General features: G+C 40.5%; 17 protein-coding genes. 13 read left to right on the plus strand and 4 right to left on the minus strand.

All coding sequences use genetic code 11. From position 1 onward, the window contains the following. Positions 1 to 14: 14 nt before the first annotated feature. Both QNH43_RS11120 and QNH43_RS11125 read right to left on the minus strand, forming a co-directional pair. Positions 15 to 1,363 (minus strand): IS3 family transposase gene (locus tag QNH43_RS11120; RefSeq protein WP_283914783.1). Its coding sequence is split into 2 segments (ribosomal slippage): positions 15 to 919 and positions 919 to 1,363, totalling 1,350 coding nucleotides; the frame shifts between segments, so codons are not numbered across the junction. A 78-nt stretch (positions 1,364 to 1,441) separates the two neighbouring features. Continuing rightward, positions 1,442 to 1,615 carry a hypothetical protein gene (locus tag QNH43_RS11125; RefSeq protein WP_283917866.1) on the minus strand — a complete coding sequence of 58 codons (174 nt, stop codon included), beginning with the start codon at positions 1,613 to 1,615 and terminating at the stop codon, positions 1,442 to 1,444. Positions 1,616 to 2,273: 658 nt separating this feature from the next. On the opposite strand from QNH43_RS11125, the gene QNH43_RS11130 reads away from it, so the two are divergent. From QNH43_RS11130 to QNH43_RS11160, 7 genes are all read left to right on the plus strand, one after another. Then, positions 2,274 to 3,872: a long-chain-fatty-acid--CoA ligase gene (locus QNH43_RS11130; protein ID WP_283917867.1), complete on the plus strand. Its 1,599-nt coding sequence runs from the start codon at positions 2,274 to 2,276 to the stop codon at positions 3,870 to 3,872. An 86-nt stretch (positions 3,873 to 3,958) separates the two neighbouring features. Then, the gene (locus tag QNH43_RS11135; protein ID WP_283917868.1) at positions 3,959 to 5,236 is read left to right on the plus strand and encodes an MFS transporter; all 1,278 of its coding nucleotides are present in this window, start codon (positions 3,959 to 3,961) and stop codon (positions 5,234 to 5,236) included. Positions 5,237 to 5,329: 93 nt separating this feature from the next. Continuing rightward, positions 5,330 to 6,502: a thiolase family protein gene (locus tag QNH43_RS11140; RefSeq protein WP_283918336.1), complete on the plus strand. Its 1,173-nt coding sequence runs from the start codon at positions 5,330 to 5,332 to the stop codon at positions 6,500 to 6,502. Between the two features lie 136 nt (positions 6,503 to 6,638). Further along, complete coding sequence (locus QNH43_RS11145) at positions 6,639 to 7,787, plus strand: acyl-CoA dehydrogenase family protein (protein ID WP_283918337.1); 1,149 nt, start codon at positions 6,639 to 6,641, stop codon at positions 7,785 to 7,787. A 70-nt stretch (positions 7,788 to 7,857) separates the two neighbouring features. Next, positions 7,858 to 9,042 (plus strand): thiolase family protein, encoded by a 1,185-nt coding sequence (locus QNH43_RS11150; RefSeq protein WP_283917869.1) that lies wholly within the window; start codon positions 7,858 to 7,860, stop codon positions 9,040 to 9,042. 86 nt (positions 9,043 to 9,128) lie between these two features. Continuing rightward, positions 9,129 to 9,533 (plus strand): PaaI family thioesterase, encoded by a 405-nt coding sequence (locus QNH43_RS11155; protein ID WP_283917870.1) that lies wholly within the window; start codon positions 9,129 to 9,131, stop codon positions 9,531 to 9,533. Between the two features lie 73 nt (positions 9,534 to 9,606). Then, positions 9,607 to 11,205, plus strand: coding sequence for a long-chain-fatty-acid--CoA ligase (locus tag QNH43_RS11160; RefSeq protein ID WP_283917871.1), 1,599 nt, complete (start codon positions 9,607 to 9,609; stop codon positions 11,203 to 11,205). A 109-nt stretch (positions 11,206 to 11,314) separates the two neighbouring features. Here the strand turns inward: QNH43_RS11160 and QNH43_RS11165 are convergent, their stop codons facing one another. After that, positions 11,315 to 11,515 (minus strand): hypothetical protein, encoded by a 201-nt coding sequence (locus QNH43_RS11165; protein ID WP_283917872.1) that lies wholly within the window; start codon positions 11,513 to 11,515, stop codon positions 11,315 to 11,317. Then, entirely contained in the window at positions 11,497 to 11,967 is a 471-nt protein-coding gene (locus tag QNH43_RS11170) for a hypothetical protein (protein WP_283917873.1), read from the minus strand. Before QNH43_RS11170 ends, QNH43_RS11165 begins: the two co-directional genes overlap by 19 nt. Before the next feature lie 589 nt (positions 11,968 to 12,556). Between QNH43_RS11170 and QNH43_RS11180 the strand changes: the two genes are divergently transcribed. The 6 genes from QNH43_RS11180 to QNH43_RS11205 all read left to right on the plus strand — a co-directional run bounded on the left by QNH43_RS11180 (position 12,557) and on the right by QNH43_RS11205 (position 18,154). After that, positions 12,557 to 13,669 (plus strand): ABC transporter substrate-binding protein, encoded by a 1,113-nt coding sequence (locus tag QNH43_RS11180; protein ID WP_283917874.1) that lies wholly within the window; start codon positions 12,557 to 12,559, stop codon positions 13,667 to 13,669. Further along, entirely contained in the window at positions 13,659 to 14,492 is an 834-nt protein-coding gene (locus QNH43_RS11185; RefSeq protein WP_283917875.1) for an alkaline phosphatase family protein, read from the plus strand. The genes QNH43_RS11180 and QNH43_RS11185 overlap by 11 nt, the downstream gene beginning before the upstream one ends. Positions 14,493 to 14,608: 116 nt before the next feature. Further along, positions 14,609 to 15,463: an ABC transporter permease gene (locus QNH43_RS11190; protein ID WP_076368878.1), complete on the plus strand. Its 855-nt coding sequence runs from the start codon at positions 14,609 to 14,611 to the stop codon at positions 15,461 to 15,463. Beyond that, entirely contained in the window at positions 15,460 to 16,332 is an 873-nt protein-coding gene (locus tag QNH43_RS11195; RefSeq protein ID WP_283917876.1) for an ABC transporter permease, read from the plus strand. Before QNH43_RS11190 ends, QNH43_RS11195 begins: the two co-directional genes overlap by 4 nt. Then, on the plus strand, positions 16,332 to 17,345 hold the full coding sequence (locus tag QNH43_RS11200) for an ABC transporter ATP-binding protein (protein ID WP_283917877.1): 1,014 nt from the start codon (positions 16,332 to 16,334) through the stop codon (positions 17,343 to 17,345). The genes QNH43_RS11195 and QNH43_RS11200 overlap by 1 nt, the downstream gene beginning before the upstream one ends. Before the next feature lie 26 nt (positions 17,346 to 17,371). Beyond that, entirely contained in the window at positions 17,372 to 18,154 is a 783-nt protein-coding gene (locus QNH43_RS11205; protein ID WP_283917878.1) for a DeoR/GlpR family DNA-binding transcription regulator, read from the plus strand. The last annotated feature ends 92 nt before the right edge of the window (positions 18,155 to 18,246 follow it).

Below are 18,246 nucleotides of genomic sequence, written 5' to 3' on the forward strand. Positions count from 1 at the left end.
GACACTTTATTTAATTAGGCAGCCTTGAGGGCATGAACCCGGTAATCTACCGGGCTCATGCCTTTTAATTTTACCTTGATTCGCTGATGATTGTAGTAATGGATATATTCTTCTAGTTCTTGTTTGAAATGCTCCATGCTTTCAAATTCTTGAAGATAGAGTAATTCGGATTTTAATAAGCCAAAGAAGTTTTCAATGACCGCATTATCGAGACAATTTCCTTTGCGGGACATGCTTTGTGTAATGTTATGTCTTTTCAAATCATGCGAGTATTGTTTCATCTGATAATGCCAGCCCTGATCTGAATGGAGAATGGGTGAATCTTTCGATTCCAAGCGATCAAAGGCTTTATCCAGCATTTTGGAAACGAGCGGATAAACAGGCCGAGATTCGATATTATAGGCGATGATTTCACCATTAAACAAATCAAGAATGGCCGATAAGTATAGTTTCTCCCCAGCTAGATGGAATTCGGTGACGTCTGTCACCCATTTTTCATTGGACTTTGCCGCCTTGAAATCACGTGCTAGAATGTTGGGCGCAATCTTGCCGATGTTCCCTTTGTACGAACGATATTTCTTCATGCGAACCAATGACTTCAATCCTAGTTCATTCATCAATCGGAGAACTGTTTTATGATTGATGCGAGCACCTCGGTTACGTAATTCTAGGGTGATACGCCGATACCCATAACGCCCTTTATGCGTATGGAAAATCTCTTTGATAAGTGATTTAATTTCTGTGTATTTATCCTCACGCCCGAAGGCGTTTACCCAATAATAGTACGTACTCCGTGCCATTTTAGAAATGGATAGAAGCAGATTTAAATCAAATTGTTTCCTTAGTTCATGGACTACTTTCGCTTTTTCTTTCTTTGTAAGGCTTCCTTTTCTTGAACTAAGGCATTCAACTTTTTTAGATAGGCATTCTCTGCACGTAAGTATTCTAATTCGGCAAGAAGTGCTTCTTGAGAGCCATTAGCTGGCGATGTTTTCTTGGTTTCTTTTTTCATGGATAGACGCCCCTTTTTCTTTGGTTTAAGGGCGTCTATACCGCCTTCCTTAAACTGATTTGCCCAATTCAAAAGTGTAGAATCGGAAGGAAGGTTATAGTGTACAGCGGTCTCGTTGATCGATGCCCCATATTCGTTCATATATTTAAGTACCTCTAGTTTAAAGGGCAGAGTGTAATTTGTATAGGATGAAGCAAGTCCTTCCATCCCATGTTTTAGATAGCGAGCGACCCATCTTTTCAGAGGGGATAAACCTACATTTCTTTCTTGTGCAATGGATTTATAGGATTTTTTTCCTTCTAAGTACTCTAAAACTGCATGTAATTTTTCGTCTATCGTATATTTAGTCAAAAAAACTGCACCTCCAATTGTTAGATGTTGTCTAACAATTGGGGTGCAGTTCAATGGGACAGTTCTTTTAAAGAGGGATTATTTCACTTTTTTGAGAGGTGAAATGATATTGTTATAAAAATATCTTTCCCATTTAGCTAATAAACTGTTCCCATTTTCACCTCGCTGTATTTCAATTTCGTGTTTTTTATGAAATTCGCTTACTCGCTTATTATGTTCTTTATGCCAGTGATGGAGAGCTTTTTGGTTCATTTTTATTCCTCCTCCAAAATATCATCATAAGTATAGCTTTATAATTGTTAATTATAAAGCTATTTTAGCCCGCAAATTTTGACATTCCTCTGGTAAATCTTCAAATTTTTTGTCCGCAGCCAGTAAGTCCATCGGACTTCGACAAGGCTCCGAAATGGCAAAACTGGAGCTGAAAACGCCTCTGGATGGGATTGTTTCGTATAATTAAAAAAATATTAAACCCAAATATTGTTCCTACTCGTGGATAAACATAACCAATTAGTTACATAGTAAGCCAATTTTCAATAAATGTTGCAATAGCCCACCCGTTGCTGGATGGGCTATTCAAATGTATTTTATAAAACTCATGGATAAAATCAATATCACGAATTGTGAGTAGGTATAATCTATAATATGGTAAAAACTAGTTTCATAATCTCTTGAAAACCAATCTGAGTTTGAATGAAAAAATTCAAAAATGAATTATTGGGATTTCGATGAATCCTCTATAGAAAGGCATTATAACTGATTAAAATTCATTTATGAATTGACTGGTCTTAATACTAAGCGATTTTACACAAAAATGGGACTTGGCATGCAAGTTGCATAATCATAATAATAATAATAAGAAATCTAACATGCACGATATGAAATTCGTTTATGTGCGGAGGGATAACTGGTGCGAAAAACAAAAAATAAACCATGGGAGCAATGGTATGTTGAAAGAATGAAATCTATGAAGCTGCCGGAAATATCGGTCTATTCACTGCTTGATATAACAGCAAGTAAGTTTCCACACCATACAGCCATCATTTATGAAGACCATTCAATGGATTATAAGAATCTAAAAATGCAGGTAGACAAACTTGCAGGGAAATGGAGAGAAATGGGCTTTGTCAAAGGTGAACGTATTGGTCTGATGATGGCCAACCACCCTTATTTCATAATCAGTTATTACGCCGCCCAGGCACTGGGCCTGATTGTTGTACAGATTAATCCCCTGTATAAACCGCGGGAACTTTTGCAAATTTTAATTGACTCGGATACCAAAAATATTGTATTTGACCAAACCGCCGCAAATACAATCGAAGAAACGAAAGCGATATATGAATTTGATGTTTGCATTAATACGGAAAATGATCAAAATGGCTCCTGTTCCCTTCAAATGATGATTGAAACCGGGGATGCCATTAAGAAGCCCAAAATGATAAGCCCGCATGAAGATACTGCAGTCATCCAATATACTGGCGGCACCACTGGGAAGATGAAGGGTGTCATGCTTACTCACCATAATTTAACATCCAATGTCGTGCAGAGTTATGAAATGTATGGGGATTCCCTTAAACCTGGTGAAGAAATCGTTTTGGCAGCTACTCCTCTTTACCATGTTTATGCCATGACAAGTGCGATGAATCTAGGTATCTATATTGGAGCTGCCATCCTCTTATTTCCTAAATTCGAACTTCAAGATGTACTTGCAAAAATAAAAAAGTACCGTCCGACTTTCTTTCCAGGAGTTCCAAAGATGTATAATGCTTTCGTCAATCATCCTGGAATTGAAAACTATGGACTGAATTGTTTAAAAAGTTGTTCTTGTGGATCGGCGCCCCTGCCGGTTGAAGTAATCAAGCGATTTGAGGAGCTGACAGGTGCCAAAATCGGAGAGGGTTTCGGTTTGTCGGAAGCTTCTCCTTCCACTCATCGTAATCCGCCATTTGGAAAAAGGAAAATAGGAAGCATTGGCATCCCTTTTCCAGGCACGGACTGTATGATCATTGACGATGAAAATAATGAAGTGCCTAACACATGCGTCGGGGAGTTGCTCATAAAAGGCCCGCAAATCATGAAGGGTTATTGGAATAACGAAGCCGAAACCAAAAAGGCCTTACAGAATGACTGGCTCTATACTGGCGATCTTGCGGTGATGGATGATGAAGGGTATTTCTATATAGTCGGCAGGAAAAAGGAAATGATCATCGTCGGCGGATTCAATATTTATCCGCAGGAGGTGGAAGGTGTTCTATATGAACATCCGGCAATAAAAGAGGCAGCTGTGGTGGGCATCCCCCATAAAGAAAAAGGCGAAATTGTGAAAGCATTCATCGTACCTAAAGAAAGCGCTTCCGTGGATCTTGAAGAAATAGAAGGATATTGTTATTCCCAATTGACTCCTTATAAAGTACCAAAAGTATTTGAATTGAGGAAAGAACTTCCGCGGAATACAGTGGGTAAACTATTAAAAAGATTGTTAGTTAAAGAAGAATTGGAAAAGGGTTGAAAGAGGGGAATGTGGTTTCATTTATGAAACCTAAGTTGGATGATAGATCAGTGTGTGAACAAAAATGAAGAAGAGGAGGGAATTATATGCGTTGGGTTGTTCTCATTCTATTATTCTTTGGGGCCGTCATCAACTTTGCGGATAAATCGATCGTGGGACTCGCAGCTGTTCCCATCATGAAGGAATTCAATCTTTCCTATGCGGAGTGGGGCCTTGTTGGAAGCAGTTATTATTGGCTCTACCCAGTAACAGGGATTTTTGGGGCAGCATGGGCTGATCGGCTGGGGGCTAAAAAAGTGCTTGGGTTCATCATGCTGACATGGACTGTTTTGCAATTCGGCGTTTTAGCCATCACCGCACTTCCATTATTGATTCTATATAGGATTTTACTGGGCGCATTCGAAGGACCTTATAGCCCAATCGCTTACAGTCATGCCGATAAGTGGTTTCCGCCGAAACTGAAAGGCTTTGCCAATTCGGTAGTGGTTGGCGGAGGAACCGTTGGTGCGATGATCGTGGCACCGATCCTCGTTTCTTTAATTACGATATTCGGCTGGAAGGCTGCCTTTGCCGCCCTTGGTGGAGCAAGCCTTGTTTGGTTCTTCCTCTTTCAATTTTTAACAAAGGAAAATCCAGTTGAAGTATATGAAAACGTACAAAAGAAAAAGAAAGTGAAACTGGAAAAAATAAAAGTGAAAGACTTTTTGTTGCTATTGGCTTCACCTACTGCTTTGTTTACTACGCTTGCATATTTTTCAACGTATATTTTAGTTGTTTGGTTTTCTGTTTGGCTCCCGATTTATTTAGTGGAAGCCGTAAAAATGACTCCAGGTCAAATGGGAACCAGTGTTGCAATAATCGGAGTCGTTTCCGTATGTATTTATATGGGTGTTTCGATGGTGTCTGATCAATTATTCAAGAAGAATCAGAATTGGCGGTCATCGAGGGTATTTGTCGTCGCGGGCGCCATGATTCTTGGTGCATTGTTCTTTTCCTCAATCATGGTATTTCAAAATCCAATCTGGGTAATAGTCGCCATGTGTTTAGCAAAGGGCCTTACATATGCAATTTTACCGATCGGACCAACGATCATGATCAATGAAATGCAAGAGCGGGGGGGATTGATGACAAGCATCTTAACATCATCAGGAAATATAGCGGGCATTATTGCACCTCTATTAACTGGCTATATCATAAGTTTAGCAGGAGGAAATGAGTTAATGGGATATAACTTATCGATATTGTTCATGGCCATCCTTGTCCTGGCTTTTGGCATCCTGTTTGCGATATTCGTTAAACCAGCCAAATCAAAAGGGAAACATGAAAATAAAAGTTCGGATAACTTTGACCTTAGATCCTCATAAGCAAGGTAGAACCTGCTTACATTCAATGAAACTAGTGAAATGAAGGATTGCTTTCTAATGGGTGTTAAAAAAGGAAAAGGAGCGGATGGGAAAATGAATAGAGATGCCGTCATAGTTTCTGCAGTTCGAACAGCAATTGGAAAACAGGGAGGTGCACTTGCATCGGTTCCCGCCCACGCATTTGGAGCAGTAGTGATGAAAGAAGCCATAAAACGGGCGAATGTCGAACCCCGAATGATAGATGATGTAATCATGGGGAATGTGTTAAGCGGAGGTGGAAACATTGCCAGGTTAACGGCGCTGGAAACAGGCCTCTCGATTCATCTTCCGGGACTGACTGTCGACCGTCAATGCGGCTCGGGAATAAATGCTGTCAACTTGGCTGCACAAGCGATTCGTGCAGGCGAAGGCGATGTCTATATCGCCGGTGGGGTCGAGAGCATGAGCAGGGCGCCATACTTGATGGATCGTCCGGAAAAAGCATACAGTGCAAAGCCGCCGCAGTTCAGAAAATCCCGGTTGTCCCCAAAAGAGATTGGCGATCCCCCGATGGGAATTACGGCTGAAAACTTAGCGGAAAAATATGAGGTCAGCAGGGAAGAACAAGATGAATTCGCTCTACAAAGCCAAAAAAAGATGGCCAGAGCCGTGGAAGAGGGCCGCTTCAATGAGCAAATTGCGCCTATTCACATTCCCGTCAGAAAAGGCGACGATATTGAATTTAAATTGGATGAACATCCACGTCCGCAAATAACGAAAGAAGGGCTAGCCAAATTATCACCTGCGTTTTTAGAAGGCGGTTCCGTGACTGCAGGCAATAGTTCGGGATTTAATGATGACGCATCGGCCCTGGTCATAATGTCGAGGGAGAAAGCGGTGGAATTGGGGATTAAGCCTTTAGCGACGATAAGGGCACAGGCCGTTGCAGGGGTAGATCCGAATTATATGGGAATAGGACCAGTTCCCGCTATAAGAAAGGTAATGGAGAAATCAGGTCTTTCTTTAAATGAGATGGACATCATTGAAATTAATGAGGCCTTCGCCGCTCAAGTCATTGCTTGCAATAGGGAGCTTGATATGAATCCCGCAAGAGTGAATGTGAACGGGGGAGCCATTGCACATGGACATCCACTGGGTGCGACGGGTGCCATCCTCATTACGAAAGCGGTTTATGAATTGAAGCGTTCTGCCGGAAGGTTTGCTCTTATTACAGCTTGCATTGGAGGCGGGCAGGGAATTGCTACGATCATTGAACGTGAAGCCTGATTTTGTAAGAGTGAGGACTCCAATTTACCAGATTGCAATGAATTCCATTGAATGATTAATTGATAAAGCCCTATATGCCCTATGAAGAAAACTTGTAAAAGGCTATTCATGAACAGAACTAAGGAGGAATGAAATGATGACAATCACTTTAACCAAGGAAATGCAGCAAATGAAGGAAATGATCCGTAATTTTGTTGAAAGGGAAGTGGAGCCCTACGCCATACAAATTGAGGAAGAAGATGCAATCCCGGAGCATTTGGTGGAAAAAGCAAAAGACCTTGGCTTATTCGGGATAAGCATTCCAGAACAATACGGTGGAATTGGCTTGAATGCAGTTGGAAAGGCAACCGTATTAGAGCAGTTAGGAAGGACCCATAATGGATTCGTTTCATTAATAAGCGCCCACACCGGGATTGGGAGTACAGGTCTGGTTAAACTTGCATCCGAACATTTGAAAAAAAAATATTTGCCTGAAATGGCAGCAGGCACGAAAATTGGCGCCTTTGCTTTATCTGAACCAGGAGCGGGATCTGATGCAACCAATTTGGCAACAACTGCAGAAAAGAAGGGTGATTACTGGGTGATGAACGGGACGAAACATTTCATCACTAATGGGCCGATAGCAGATGTTTATACCGTATTTGCTTTAACGGATAAAGATAAAGGAGCAAAGGGAGGGATTACAGCTTTTTTAGTAGAAAGAGATTTTCCTGGTTTAATTGTCGGCAAAAAGGACAAAAAAATGGGGTTAAGGGGATCATATACTTCACAGGTCATTTTCGAGGATTGTATCATACCTGAAGAAAATGTTATCGGCGAAGTTGGAATGGGATATATCTCTGCCTTGAAGATTTTAGGTGAAGGGCGTGTAGGTTTGGCTGCAAGATCAGTGGGATCAAGCGGTAAATTGATTGAATTATCAGCCAAATATGCAAAAGAGCGCATTCAATTCGGCAAACCAATTTCGGACAACCAAGCGATTCAATGGATGCTTGCTGATATGGCAACCGAAACGGAAGCCGCAAGAGCATTGACGATGATGGCGGCACAAAAGATTGATGAAGGAAAAAAAGTGATAAAGGAAGCATCAATGGCAAAGCTGTTCGCTTCAGACGTTTTTAATCGGGTCGCGGATAAAGCGGTTCAAATTCATGGCGGAATGGGATATATGGCTGAATATCCAGTTGAACGTTTTTATCGGGATGCCCGCATAACGAAGATCTATGAAGGAACGAATGAAATCCAACGTTTAATCATAGCGAGGAATGTCTTGGAAGAGTGTTGAGTGTTTACTGTTTTATTCGGGCAGGTAGTCTTGTGCCCATGAATCTGGATTTTCAAGGGGGAGGAACGAAATGGGAGAAGATATCGTAATCGTTAGTGCTGTTCGAACACCGATTGGAAGGTACGGTGGAGCATTTAAAGAGATTAGCTCCGGTCATTTGGCGAGCATAGCGATCAAAGAAGCGATCAAGCGAGCGAATATTGCAGCAGAACAAGTGGATGAAGTCATTTTCGGGGAGGTTAGGCAAACGACCGAATCCTCGAATGTCGCGAGAGTGGCAGCTCTGCGCTCAGGGATTCCCGAGTCTGCACCGGCTTTTACGGTAAATCGGTTATGTGCATCTGGAATGCAGGCCATCACCTCAGCAGCACAGCAGGTAATTTCAGGTCAGGCAAATATAGTCGTTGCCGGCGGTACGGAAAGCATGAGCCGCGCACCGCTTTATTTAAGAAGTGCCCGTTTTGGAGGAGACAGGACCAAGCTAGTGGATTCCAATACAGAAGCTGGACAGCAGCCTCAAGAAATTTACGGAAAAAGTTTAGGGATGGGAATTACCGCTGAAAATGTCGCACAACGATACAGCATTTCCAGGGAAGAACAAGATGCCTTTTCAGTGGAAAGTCAACGAAGAGCGGCGCAAGCGATAGAAGAAGGAAAGTTCAAGGATGAGATCGTTCCTGTTCAAGTCTCTGACAGGAAGAGTACGGTTACCATTGAAACGGATGAATATCCACGTCCGGAAACCACAATGGAAAAACTTGCAAGCTTAAAACCCGCTTTCAGGGAAAATGGAACCGTCACTGCAGGGAATGCCTGTGGCCGTAATGACGGGGCTGCTGCATTGGTATTAATGAAGGCGAGTGAAGCGAAACGGTTACAAATACAACCGATCGCTAAGATTGTCGATTGGGCGACCGCGGGAGTTTCTCCAGAAGTGATGGGAATTGGTCCAGTACCAGCAGTCGGAAAACTTATGGAGCGCACCGGGAAAAAAGTAGAGGAAATTGGGCTTTTCGAATTAAATGAAGCGTTCGCTTCACAGGCATTGGCAGTAATCCGGGATTTATCGCTAGATGAAAACAAAGTTAATGTAAATGGGGGAGCGATCGCTCTTGGACACCCAGTCGGATCGACGGGCGCCCGGATCGTGACAACGCTAATTCATGAACTGATTCGCAGGAAAGAAAGATTTGGTGTTGCTACACTTTGTGTTGGCGGCGGACAGGGAATGGCTATCATGATCGAAGCGGTATAGGCCAACGATTAAGGAGTGGAAACCCCATACGTTTCTGCTCCTTTCCGTATATAAGTTGAATCGCGCCAAAGTGAGGGGGAGGAAGATTGCCTGTTGAAGTGGAAGATATTCGGAATCAATTCGAAAGTAGTGCATTCTTTTCACATATAGGTTTTGAAATCATTCGGTTTGAAGAAGGGAATGTTACGATAAAGTTGAACATTGAAGAACATCTGCTTAATGTTAATGGAACTCTGCACGGGGGCATTCATGCTACCATGCTGGATACCATTCTAGGAATGGTGACCCGTTCCGTTACCAAATCCAAAGTCGTTACGACAAGCTTAACTGTACATTATTTAGCCAGCATATCGAGCGGGGAACTATTTGCGGAAGCAAAAGTCCTTCAAAAAGGATACAAAATTGCCTTTACTGAAGGAGAAATAAAAGATATTGCAGGCAACACAATTGCAAAGGGAACAGGGATTTTTAAAATCATTCGAGATAAATGAGGCAAGTTTGATCAAGTTGGCTGACAAATGACTATGCTCCATCTTAATTGAAAAAAATGAGGTGTGAAAAAAATTGACCAGAACTTGGCATGGATTTTATCCGAAAGAAACCCCTGCTGAAATTGTCATTCCTGTATTGTCATTATATGGACTACTTGAACGTTCAGCCCGACTTTATCCAACCTGCAAAGCTGTAATAGATGGGGATCGGGAAATGACATATATGGAATTAAAGGATGCCTCAGATCGTTTTGCTGTGAATTTAGACAACCGTGGATTTCAAAAAGACGATCGTATAGCAATCATGCTGCCAAATTGTCTAGAATATATCATTGCCTATTATGCCATTCATCGTTTGGGAGGTGTGGTCGTTCAAGTGAACCCACTGTATCAGACGAGTGAATTGGATTATATATTACGCGATTCCGAAGCCAATTGGTTCATTGGGCGTGAGGAACAACGGGAAAAGTTAGTGCTAACAAGTTTTGCTGATAGGTTAATGTTCATATCTGCTGAACAATTAATGGAAACTGGAACGGATATATCAAGCAAAGATTATGAACTTCCTGCTCGGGACATCAATCCGAAGGAAGATGTGGCTGTACTTCAATATACAGGGGGGACTACAGGGAAATCAAAAGGGGTCATGCTCACGCATTTTAATTTGATCTCGAATGTTTATCAAGACTTTGCCTTTACGGCAAATGCCCTTCAACTCCAAAGGCCTGGGGAACGGATGCTTGGATTGACCCCATTATTCCATGTATTTGGTAATGGACGATTGAATAGTGCCATATATGCCGGATCGACTTTTATCACATTAGAGAAATTTGAAATAAACAAGGTGGTGGATTTGATTCGATCACATCGGCCAACCATTTTTCCAGGTGTCCCGACCATGTATATTGCTTTACTGAATCACCCGGATTTAACGGCGGACGATTTAAGCTGCTTTAAGTACTGCAGCTGTGGTTCAGCCCCGCTCCCGATAGAAATCATCCATCAGTTCGAAAAAAAATTACGGGTCACGATATTGGAAGGGTTTGGAATGTCGGAAACTTCACCCACTACCCACCGCAATCCTGTCATAGGGCAGAAAAAGCCAGGAAGTATCGGAATTCCATACCCAAATACCGACGCTAAAATCGTCGACCTGAAAACAGGCATTGATGAATTGACAGCAGGTGAAAGAGGCGAACTGATCATTAAAGGCCCGCAAGTAATGAAGGGATATTGGAAAAATTCAGAGGAAACGGCAACGGCTTTGCGGGATGGATGGCTTTATACTGGGGATATCGCGACGATGGATGAAGAAGGATATTTTTATATCGTAGGCAGGAAGAAAGATATGATCATTGCAAGCGGTTATAATGTTTATCCAATCGAAGTTGAAGATATTATATATCAGCATCCAGCCGTAAAAGAGACATGTGTATATGGGGTTCCGGATTCATACCGTGGGGAAACGGTAAAAGCGGCCATTGTCTTAAAGAAAGGAAAGTCAGTTCCGGAGCAAGAAATCAGGGAGTTTTGCGTGCAACGATTGGCCAGATACAAAGTGCCGCGAAGTTTTGAGTTCAGGGAGAAACTGCCAAAATCAGCTGTAGGGAAAATATTGCGCAGAATATTAATGGAGGAAGTGACACAGAGCCCTACTGTCGGGGAGAGTTAAGCATTTCATTTTTTGTTAGGGAACTCATATGAAACCCTAAATAAGTGAAACCTTTATTCGAGGTTCCCCTTATTTAGGGTTTTCCATCATTTTTTTATAGACTATAAAACTACTTTCCTTTTAGGGGAATTTCAAATGAAGTCCCCTCCACCAAAAATTCATGAGACTCACCATCCGCAATATCATCGGTAGTGAATGCAAATGAATCGAGCCGTTCGAAGTTTTCCTCGGGATCAACCAAAAGGCCAATTGTGCCATTTCTTATTTCTCCTGGTTGGTAATCTGACCGGCTTACTTTTTTTGTCCCCATAAATGTATCCCCGGAATGGATGAAATTTTTAGAAGGCACATCATATGTAAGATCATCATTAAAGTAACATTTTCCATTCTGAAGAACTGAAGTTCCTTCGAATCTTTATTTTCCACGGAATAAGTTATCTCTAGATAGGGAACCTTTTCATCAATATCCGTTTTAGACAACGCAGCCCGTTGATCGATTTCCTCCATGGATATATTCTCTTTATAATATATCGAATAGGCCTCTTCAAAACTCAATCCCGTATAGGACTTGAGCTCCTCCTTTGCTTCATCTGTGAGTGAAGACAATTGAATCCTGCGGATATCCTTGATTGTGATGACCATTGGTGCCAATTCAAATGACTCATTAATGGACTTCGTTTCTAGTAATGTGAATGTTCCCCAATTTTTTTGGCGGACCTTATCGCCGACTTGTTCTAGATGGATCCCGCCATATTCCTGCACCTCAGGAATTTTGGACTCCTTGGCTTCCGCATTTTTTCCTTTTTCTCGCTCTCGAAATAATTGAAGGCAATTACACTTAATAAAATAAGCAATAATCCAACAATTGCAGAAATGATCCACCGTTTACGGATACTTCATCACCCCTTGTCTTAAACCATTGCTGTCATATACCATTTTTTCGCAAAGGGCTGATTGGGTAACTGAAGAAATTAAAAGGCATGAGCCCGGTAGACTTTCGGGTACATGCACTCAAAGCTGTGCTTATTTAAATAAAGTGTTTACCTTTTACAATTGGCAATCAATTTGTTGAAACGGTTGGGTCCCATACCTCATTGAATAAAAAACAAGCAAAGGAGCTTGCCATCGATACGATGCAAAATGTCAACCTACCAAATCCCGCGAATCTATTAAAAAGCTATCCTTTTCAATTGTATGAACATAAAAGCCGATGATGAATTGGACAAATAAAGAACCGCTTTACAAAATCTTAACATTGGATTAATGTGGGATTTATATTAAATGATTATGATTAAACCGTAATAAACAGTAATAAACATTAATAATTCCACATTAAATGGAGGCACTTTTTATGAATTACACATTCAAGAAGAATTGTTACAAGTCTATTCAAGCTGTGATGTTAGGAGTGAGTGTACTAGGATTAGCTGCTTGTGGAGCTACTAATGAGGAGGCTGCTCCAGTTATTAAGGATCCAAGTTCGTTAACCCTGAAAGAAATTGAAACAAAGGCAAAAGAAGAGGGGACAATTAATAGTGTCGGTATGCCTGATTCATGGGCTAACTGGGGAGAAACGTGGAATGAAGTGATGAAAAAATATACGTTGGAACACAATGATACAGATTTATCCAGTGCCGAAGAGATTGCCAAAATGGAATCGGAAGGAGAGAATGCAACAGCTGATATCGGCGATGTAGGGGTTTCCTTTGGGCCCATCGCGGAACAAAAAGAATTAACGATGCCATATAAAACTTCCTATTGGGACGAGGTACCTGACTGGGCAAAAGATGACAATGGAGATTGGGTTGTTGGCTACCAAGGAACGATTGCATTCTTAACTAATAAAGAATTAGTAGATAACCCGCCAAAATCATGGGATGACATATTAAAAGGAGATTATAAAGTAACAGTTGGAGATGTTCAGCGTGGTACACAGAACCAAATGGCCGTTCTTGCTGCCGCTAAGGCTTACGGCGGTGATGAAACAAATCTCCAACCAGGAATTGACTTTTTTGCTAAGCTTGCCAAGCAAGGCCGCCTTAGCTTAACTGATGCCAAGCCGGCTAACATCGAAAAAGGGGAAGTGGAAGTTGCCCTTGTTTGGGATTTCAATGCTCTTGGTTACGCTGACCAGATTAACCGTGATCAATTTGAAGTCTCGATTCCAAGTGAAGGTTCAGTCGTAAGCGGCTATGCAACTATTATTAACAAAAATGCAAAGCATCCGCATGCGGCAATGGCAGCTAGAGAATATATCTTAAGCGATGAAGGCCAAATAAACTTAGCTAAAGGATTTGCCCGTCCAATTCGCGATGTAGAACTACCGAAAGAAGTAGCTGAAAAAATGGTTCCAGAAGAACAGTACAAAAATGCAAAACCAATTGAAGATTACAAAGCTTGGGAAGAAACGGCCAAGAAATTACCACAGCTTTGGCAAGAAGAGGTGTTAGTCCATGTCAAATAAAGTAATAGCAATTGTAGTTGATGGTATGAGATATGATAAAGCATGTGAGACACTTGGATTTATTCAACATCTAGTTGAAACAAATCAGGCAGCACTTTACAAAGTAAAGTCGGAACTCCCAAGTCTTTCCCGTCCATTATATGAAGTGTTACTAACGGGTACACCGGCATCAGTGAACGGAATTACGTCCAATCAAGCCGTGCGCTTATCTACTGAGAAAAGTCTCTTTCATCTTACGAAAGAAAACGGCTTAAGAAACGGAACGGTATCTTATTACTGGGTAAGCGAACTTTACAATCGCGCGCCATTCCATTTTATTGAAGATCGTGAGCAAGAGGATGAGTCTAAGCCGATTCAATATGGAAAATTTTATTGGGATGATGACTATCCAGACAGTCATGTGTTAATGGATGCAGAAGCTTTGCGCAGAAAGCATGACCCACACTTTTTATATATTCATCCGCTCGGTGTAGATGTAAAAGGAGAAATGTTCGGTTCGGAATCGAAAGAATATCGTGAACAAATCTTGAAAATGGGAAGCTTGTTGGCACAACTTTTACCAATTTGGATCAAAGAAGGTTACCACATTTTAATTACATCTGACCATGGCATGAGTGAATATGGCAACCATGGCGGCATAACTGATGGTGAGCGTGATGTACCGCTCTTTATCATGAGTCCAAAAGTTGAGCCTGGCGTTTATAGTGAAGTGGTTCCGCAATTAGCTTTTGCACCGCTCGTTTGTGAACTTTTAAATATAGAGCCGTCCAATAAAATGGTTTCCTATCAACTTCCAGGTTTGAAAGAAAAAAATACCCTTTAAAGTAGATACAATATTTCAAAATAAAATGAAGAATGAAGGTTGACGGGAATTGGTTTACCGAACTTACTGTTGAACCAATTCCCAAATTGTTAGAGAACAAAGAGGAGCGAGAAGTCTTGCGAAAAATAAAAAAACAAAAAATTTACTTATTAGCTCTTTTACTGCCATTTATTTTGTTTGTGATTGGATTTGAATTAGGACCATTAGTAGCAATGATTAAAAATAGTTTTTATGCTGACGATGGAATTCAAGTTACGATCGATCAATATCTCACCATATTTAAAAGTGAATTTTACTTGCAAGCCATTCAGAATAGCCTTGTCATTTCTTTATTTTCCGCTGTAACTTCTGTGATTATAGCGGTCATTGCAGCCTATTCGATTACAAAGTTCTCACAAAAAATACAAAATCGATTGCTGATGATTGCCAATATGACGTCGAACTTTGAGGGGATTCCCCTTTCATTTTCATTTATTATTTTGCTTGGAAACAATGGGTTGTTTACGTTGCTTTTTTCAAAGATTGGTGGGGATGTGTTTGCGGATTTTAATTTATATTCATGGACAGGCCTCATTCTTGTTTATATATATTTTCAAATTCCGCTTGCTATTATGCTCATCTACCCGTCTTATCAAGGAATTAAGAAACAATGGAAAGAAGCTTCTTCATTATTAGGAGGGTCAACATTATCATTTTGGCTTCACATTGGGATTCCAGTTCTTTTACCTAGTATCGTAGGTACATTCAGCATTTTGTTTGCTAATTCGATGGGGGCTTACGCTACAGCCTATGCATTAGTAGGCAGCAACTATAACTTATTGTCATTGCAAATTGCCTCACTAGTTGCAAGTGACGTTGCATTAAAGCCGCAGCTAGGCAGTGCGATGGGAGTACTTCTAGCAGCGACAATGATAGGGGCGATGTGGTTCAATGAACGAATGATGCGCCGCATTAGGAGGGATTTACGATGAAACCTTCATTGACTTTTCATAAAGTGATTATTGGGTTACTAGTCATGTATTTATTAATTCCGCTTGTAGGAACATTTTTATTCTCGATTGCCGGAAAATGGGATCATACCATTTTACCTGAGAGTTATACAATGAAATGGTATATTGAATTATTTCAAGATGAACGGTTTTATGATGCTTTTCGACGAACGCTGTTTTTAATTGTCATGTCTGTAGGTCTTAGTGTTGTTATTATGCTTCCGACCATTTTTATCATCACGGTATATTTCAGTAAATGGGAAGGATTACTTCAAGCAGCAGCCATGCTTCCTTATGGAATTCCTCCCATTGTTGGAGCTGTAGGATTAATCAAGGTATATTCAGATGGACCGATTCACATTGCCGGAACACCTTGGATTTTAATCGGAGCTTATTTCATAACGATTCTGCCATTTATGTATCAAGGTATACGTAGCAGTCTTCGTACGATTAATGCCGTGCAGCTTGTTGATGCAGCTGAATTACTCGGTGCCACAAAATTTCAGGCGTTTCGCACAGTGGTGTTTCCAAATATTATATCTGGTATTTTAGTGTCTACCTTATTATCAGTCGCTCTTTTATTTAGTGAGTTTGCTTTTGCCAATTTGCTTGTCGGGGGCCGATTTGAAACCATTCAAATTTATCTTGCCGACAAACTAAACAGCAGTGGTCACTTAACAAGTGCAATTGTCATTACTTATTATTCACTGATTTTACTTTTAACGGGGACTGTATTAAAACTTACGTTTAGAAACGAAAAAAATCGTGTCGTGTCAAATAAGAAGCGTATTCTTTCATTTTTTAAAAAACAATACTGTAGTAAAAATACCGCTATAGAAGGTGAAAAATAATGGGCTATGTAACCATCGATCAAGTGACTAAGGGGTATGAAAATCAAGTCGTTCTAGATGACATTTCTTTAACATTAAAAAAAGGGGAATTTGCTACCCTTCTTGGGCAAAGTGGATGCGGAAAAAGTACATTGTTACGTTCCATTGCGGGGCTTGAAGGTGTTGATATAGGTAGAATCTTAATTGAAGGAAAAGATATAACTAATTTATCACCGCGTCAGCGTGAGGTCGGTATGGTATTTCAGTCTTATGCGCTTTTCCCGAATATGACCGTTTTTGATAATATAGCATACGGCCTTAAAATGAAGAAGGTGAAAAATGTTAAATCAAGAGTGAAAAAGATGATTGATATGGTTGATTTAATAGGAAAAGAAGATTCATATCCTCATCAGTTATCTGGCGGGCAACAGCAGAGGGTTGCTCTTGCCCGTGCGCTTGTCATGGAGCCAAAAGTTCTGCTTTTGGATGAGCCGTTAAGCGCATTGGATGCTAAAATTAGAAAAAGTTTGCAAAAAGAATTAAAGAGAATACAGAAAGAATTAGATATTACAACAATTTTTGTTACTCATGATCAGGAAGAAGCAATGACGATGTCTGATCGGATTTTTGTCATGAATAAAGGAAAAGTTGTACAATCCGGTTCTCCATCAGAAATTTATACGTCTCCAGTCAATACATTTGTTGCAAAATTCATCGGAAATTATAATGTTTGTAAAATGGGAGTTTTCCATAATCTTGTTCGCAGCAAAGAATTAATAGGGAATGAAGTCGCCATTCGTCCTGAAGTTTTACAATTAGTTTCTGTTGGTGAGGATGGCTTGGATATACAAGAGAACTGGGGAATTAAAGGGTTTATTAAAGATGTTTCTATGACAGGGAATGTTTTAAGATATGAAGTGGAAACAGAGGAGTCCGCTTTCCTTGTAGATTATCTTCACCACCGAGGGAAAACGTTTGAACTAGGAGAACGCGTCCAAATTCTTGTACCGAAGAAAGAATGCATTATTTTATAAATTCTTAATGATCACGGGGGAGAAATATGTCTGTTTTGCCAGAAGAAAGAAAGAATGAAATTTTAAAAGAACTTAACAAAATGGGAAAAGTAAAAGTTATGGAATTAGTTGATCAATTTAATGTTTCAGAGGAAACGATTCGACGCGATTTGATGATGTTAGAGGAAAAAGGACTTTTAAAGAGGGTTTACGGTGGAGCGATTAAAACAGTTTTTGAATTTGAGGAGCCTCCATTTACACAGCGTACAACGGTGAATCAAGAAGCGAAAATCCAGGTTGGGAAAAAAGCAGTGGAACTCGTATCTAACGGAGATGTGATTGCCATTGATGTAGGGACAACCATGCTTGAATTTGCGCGGTGCATTGAAAATAAAAAAGACATTACGGTTTTAACCAATTCTCTTCCTGTGTCGTCTGTGTTAACCGAATTACTCAATGAAAATAAGTTTACAGGACAAATTCTATTACTAGGAGGACAAATTGATCCTAAGCATCAATCTATAAGTGGCGGTCTCACTGAACAAATGTTAAATCAATTTAATATTGATAAAGCGTTCATTTCAGCTGGTGGTGTTACCATTCAAAATGGGGTTAGTAATTATCATTTACATGAAACATTAGTTTCACGCAAGATGGTCGAGGTATCAAAGCAAGTTATTTTGCTAACGGATTACTCTAAAATTGGTGTCGACACATTTAGTAAAGTTTGTCCTCTAGAAAAAGTCGATGTGATTGTCTGCGAGCAACCATTTCCAGAGGAATGGAGAAATCATTCAAAATTAGAGGAAGTCAATTGGATTCAAGCATAGCCGATAATGGGACATATCGGGATGGAAGAGGGGGTACTCTCTTTTTTAATTCGATTTTTATTGATAGCAGGTAAAAAAAACTAGAAAGAGAA

This window comes from Peribacillus simplex, from assembly GCF_030123325.1.
GTDB classification, from domain to species: Bacteria; Bacillota; Bacilli; order Bacillales; family DSM-1321; genus Peribacillus; species Peribacillus simplex_D.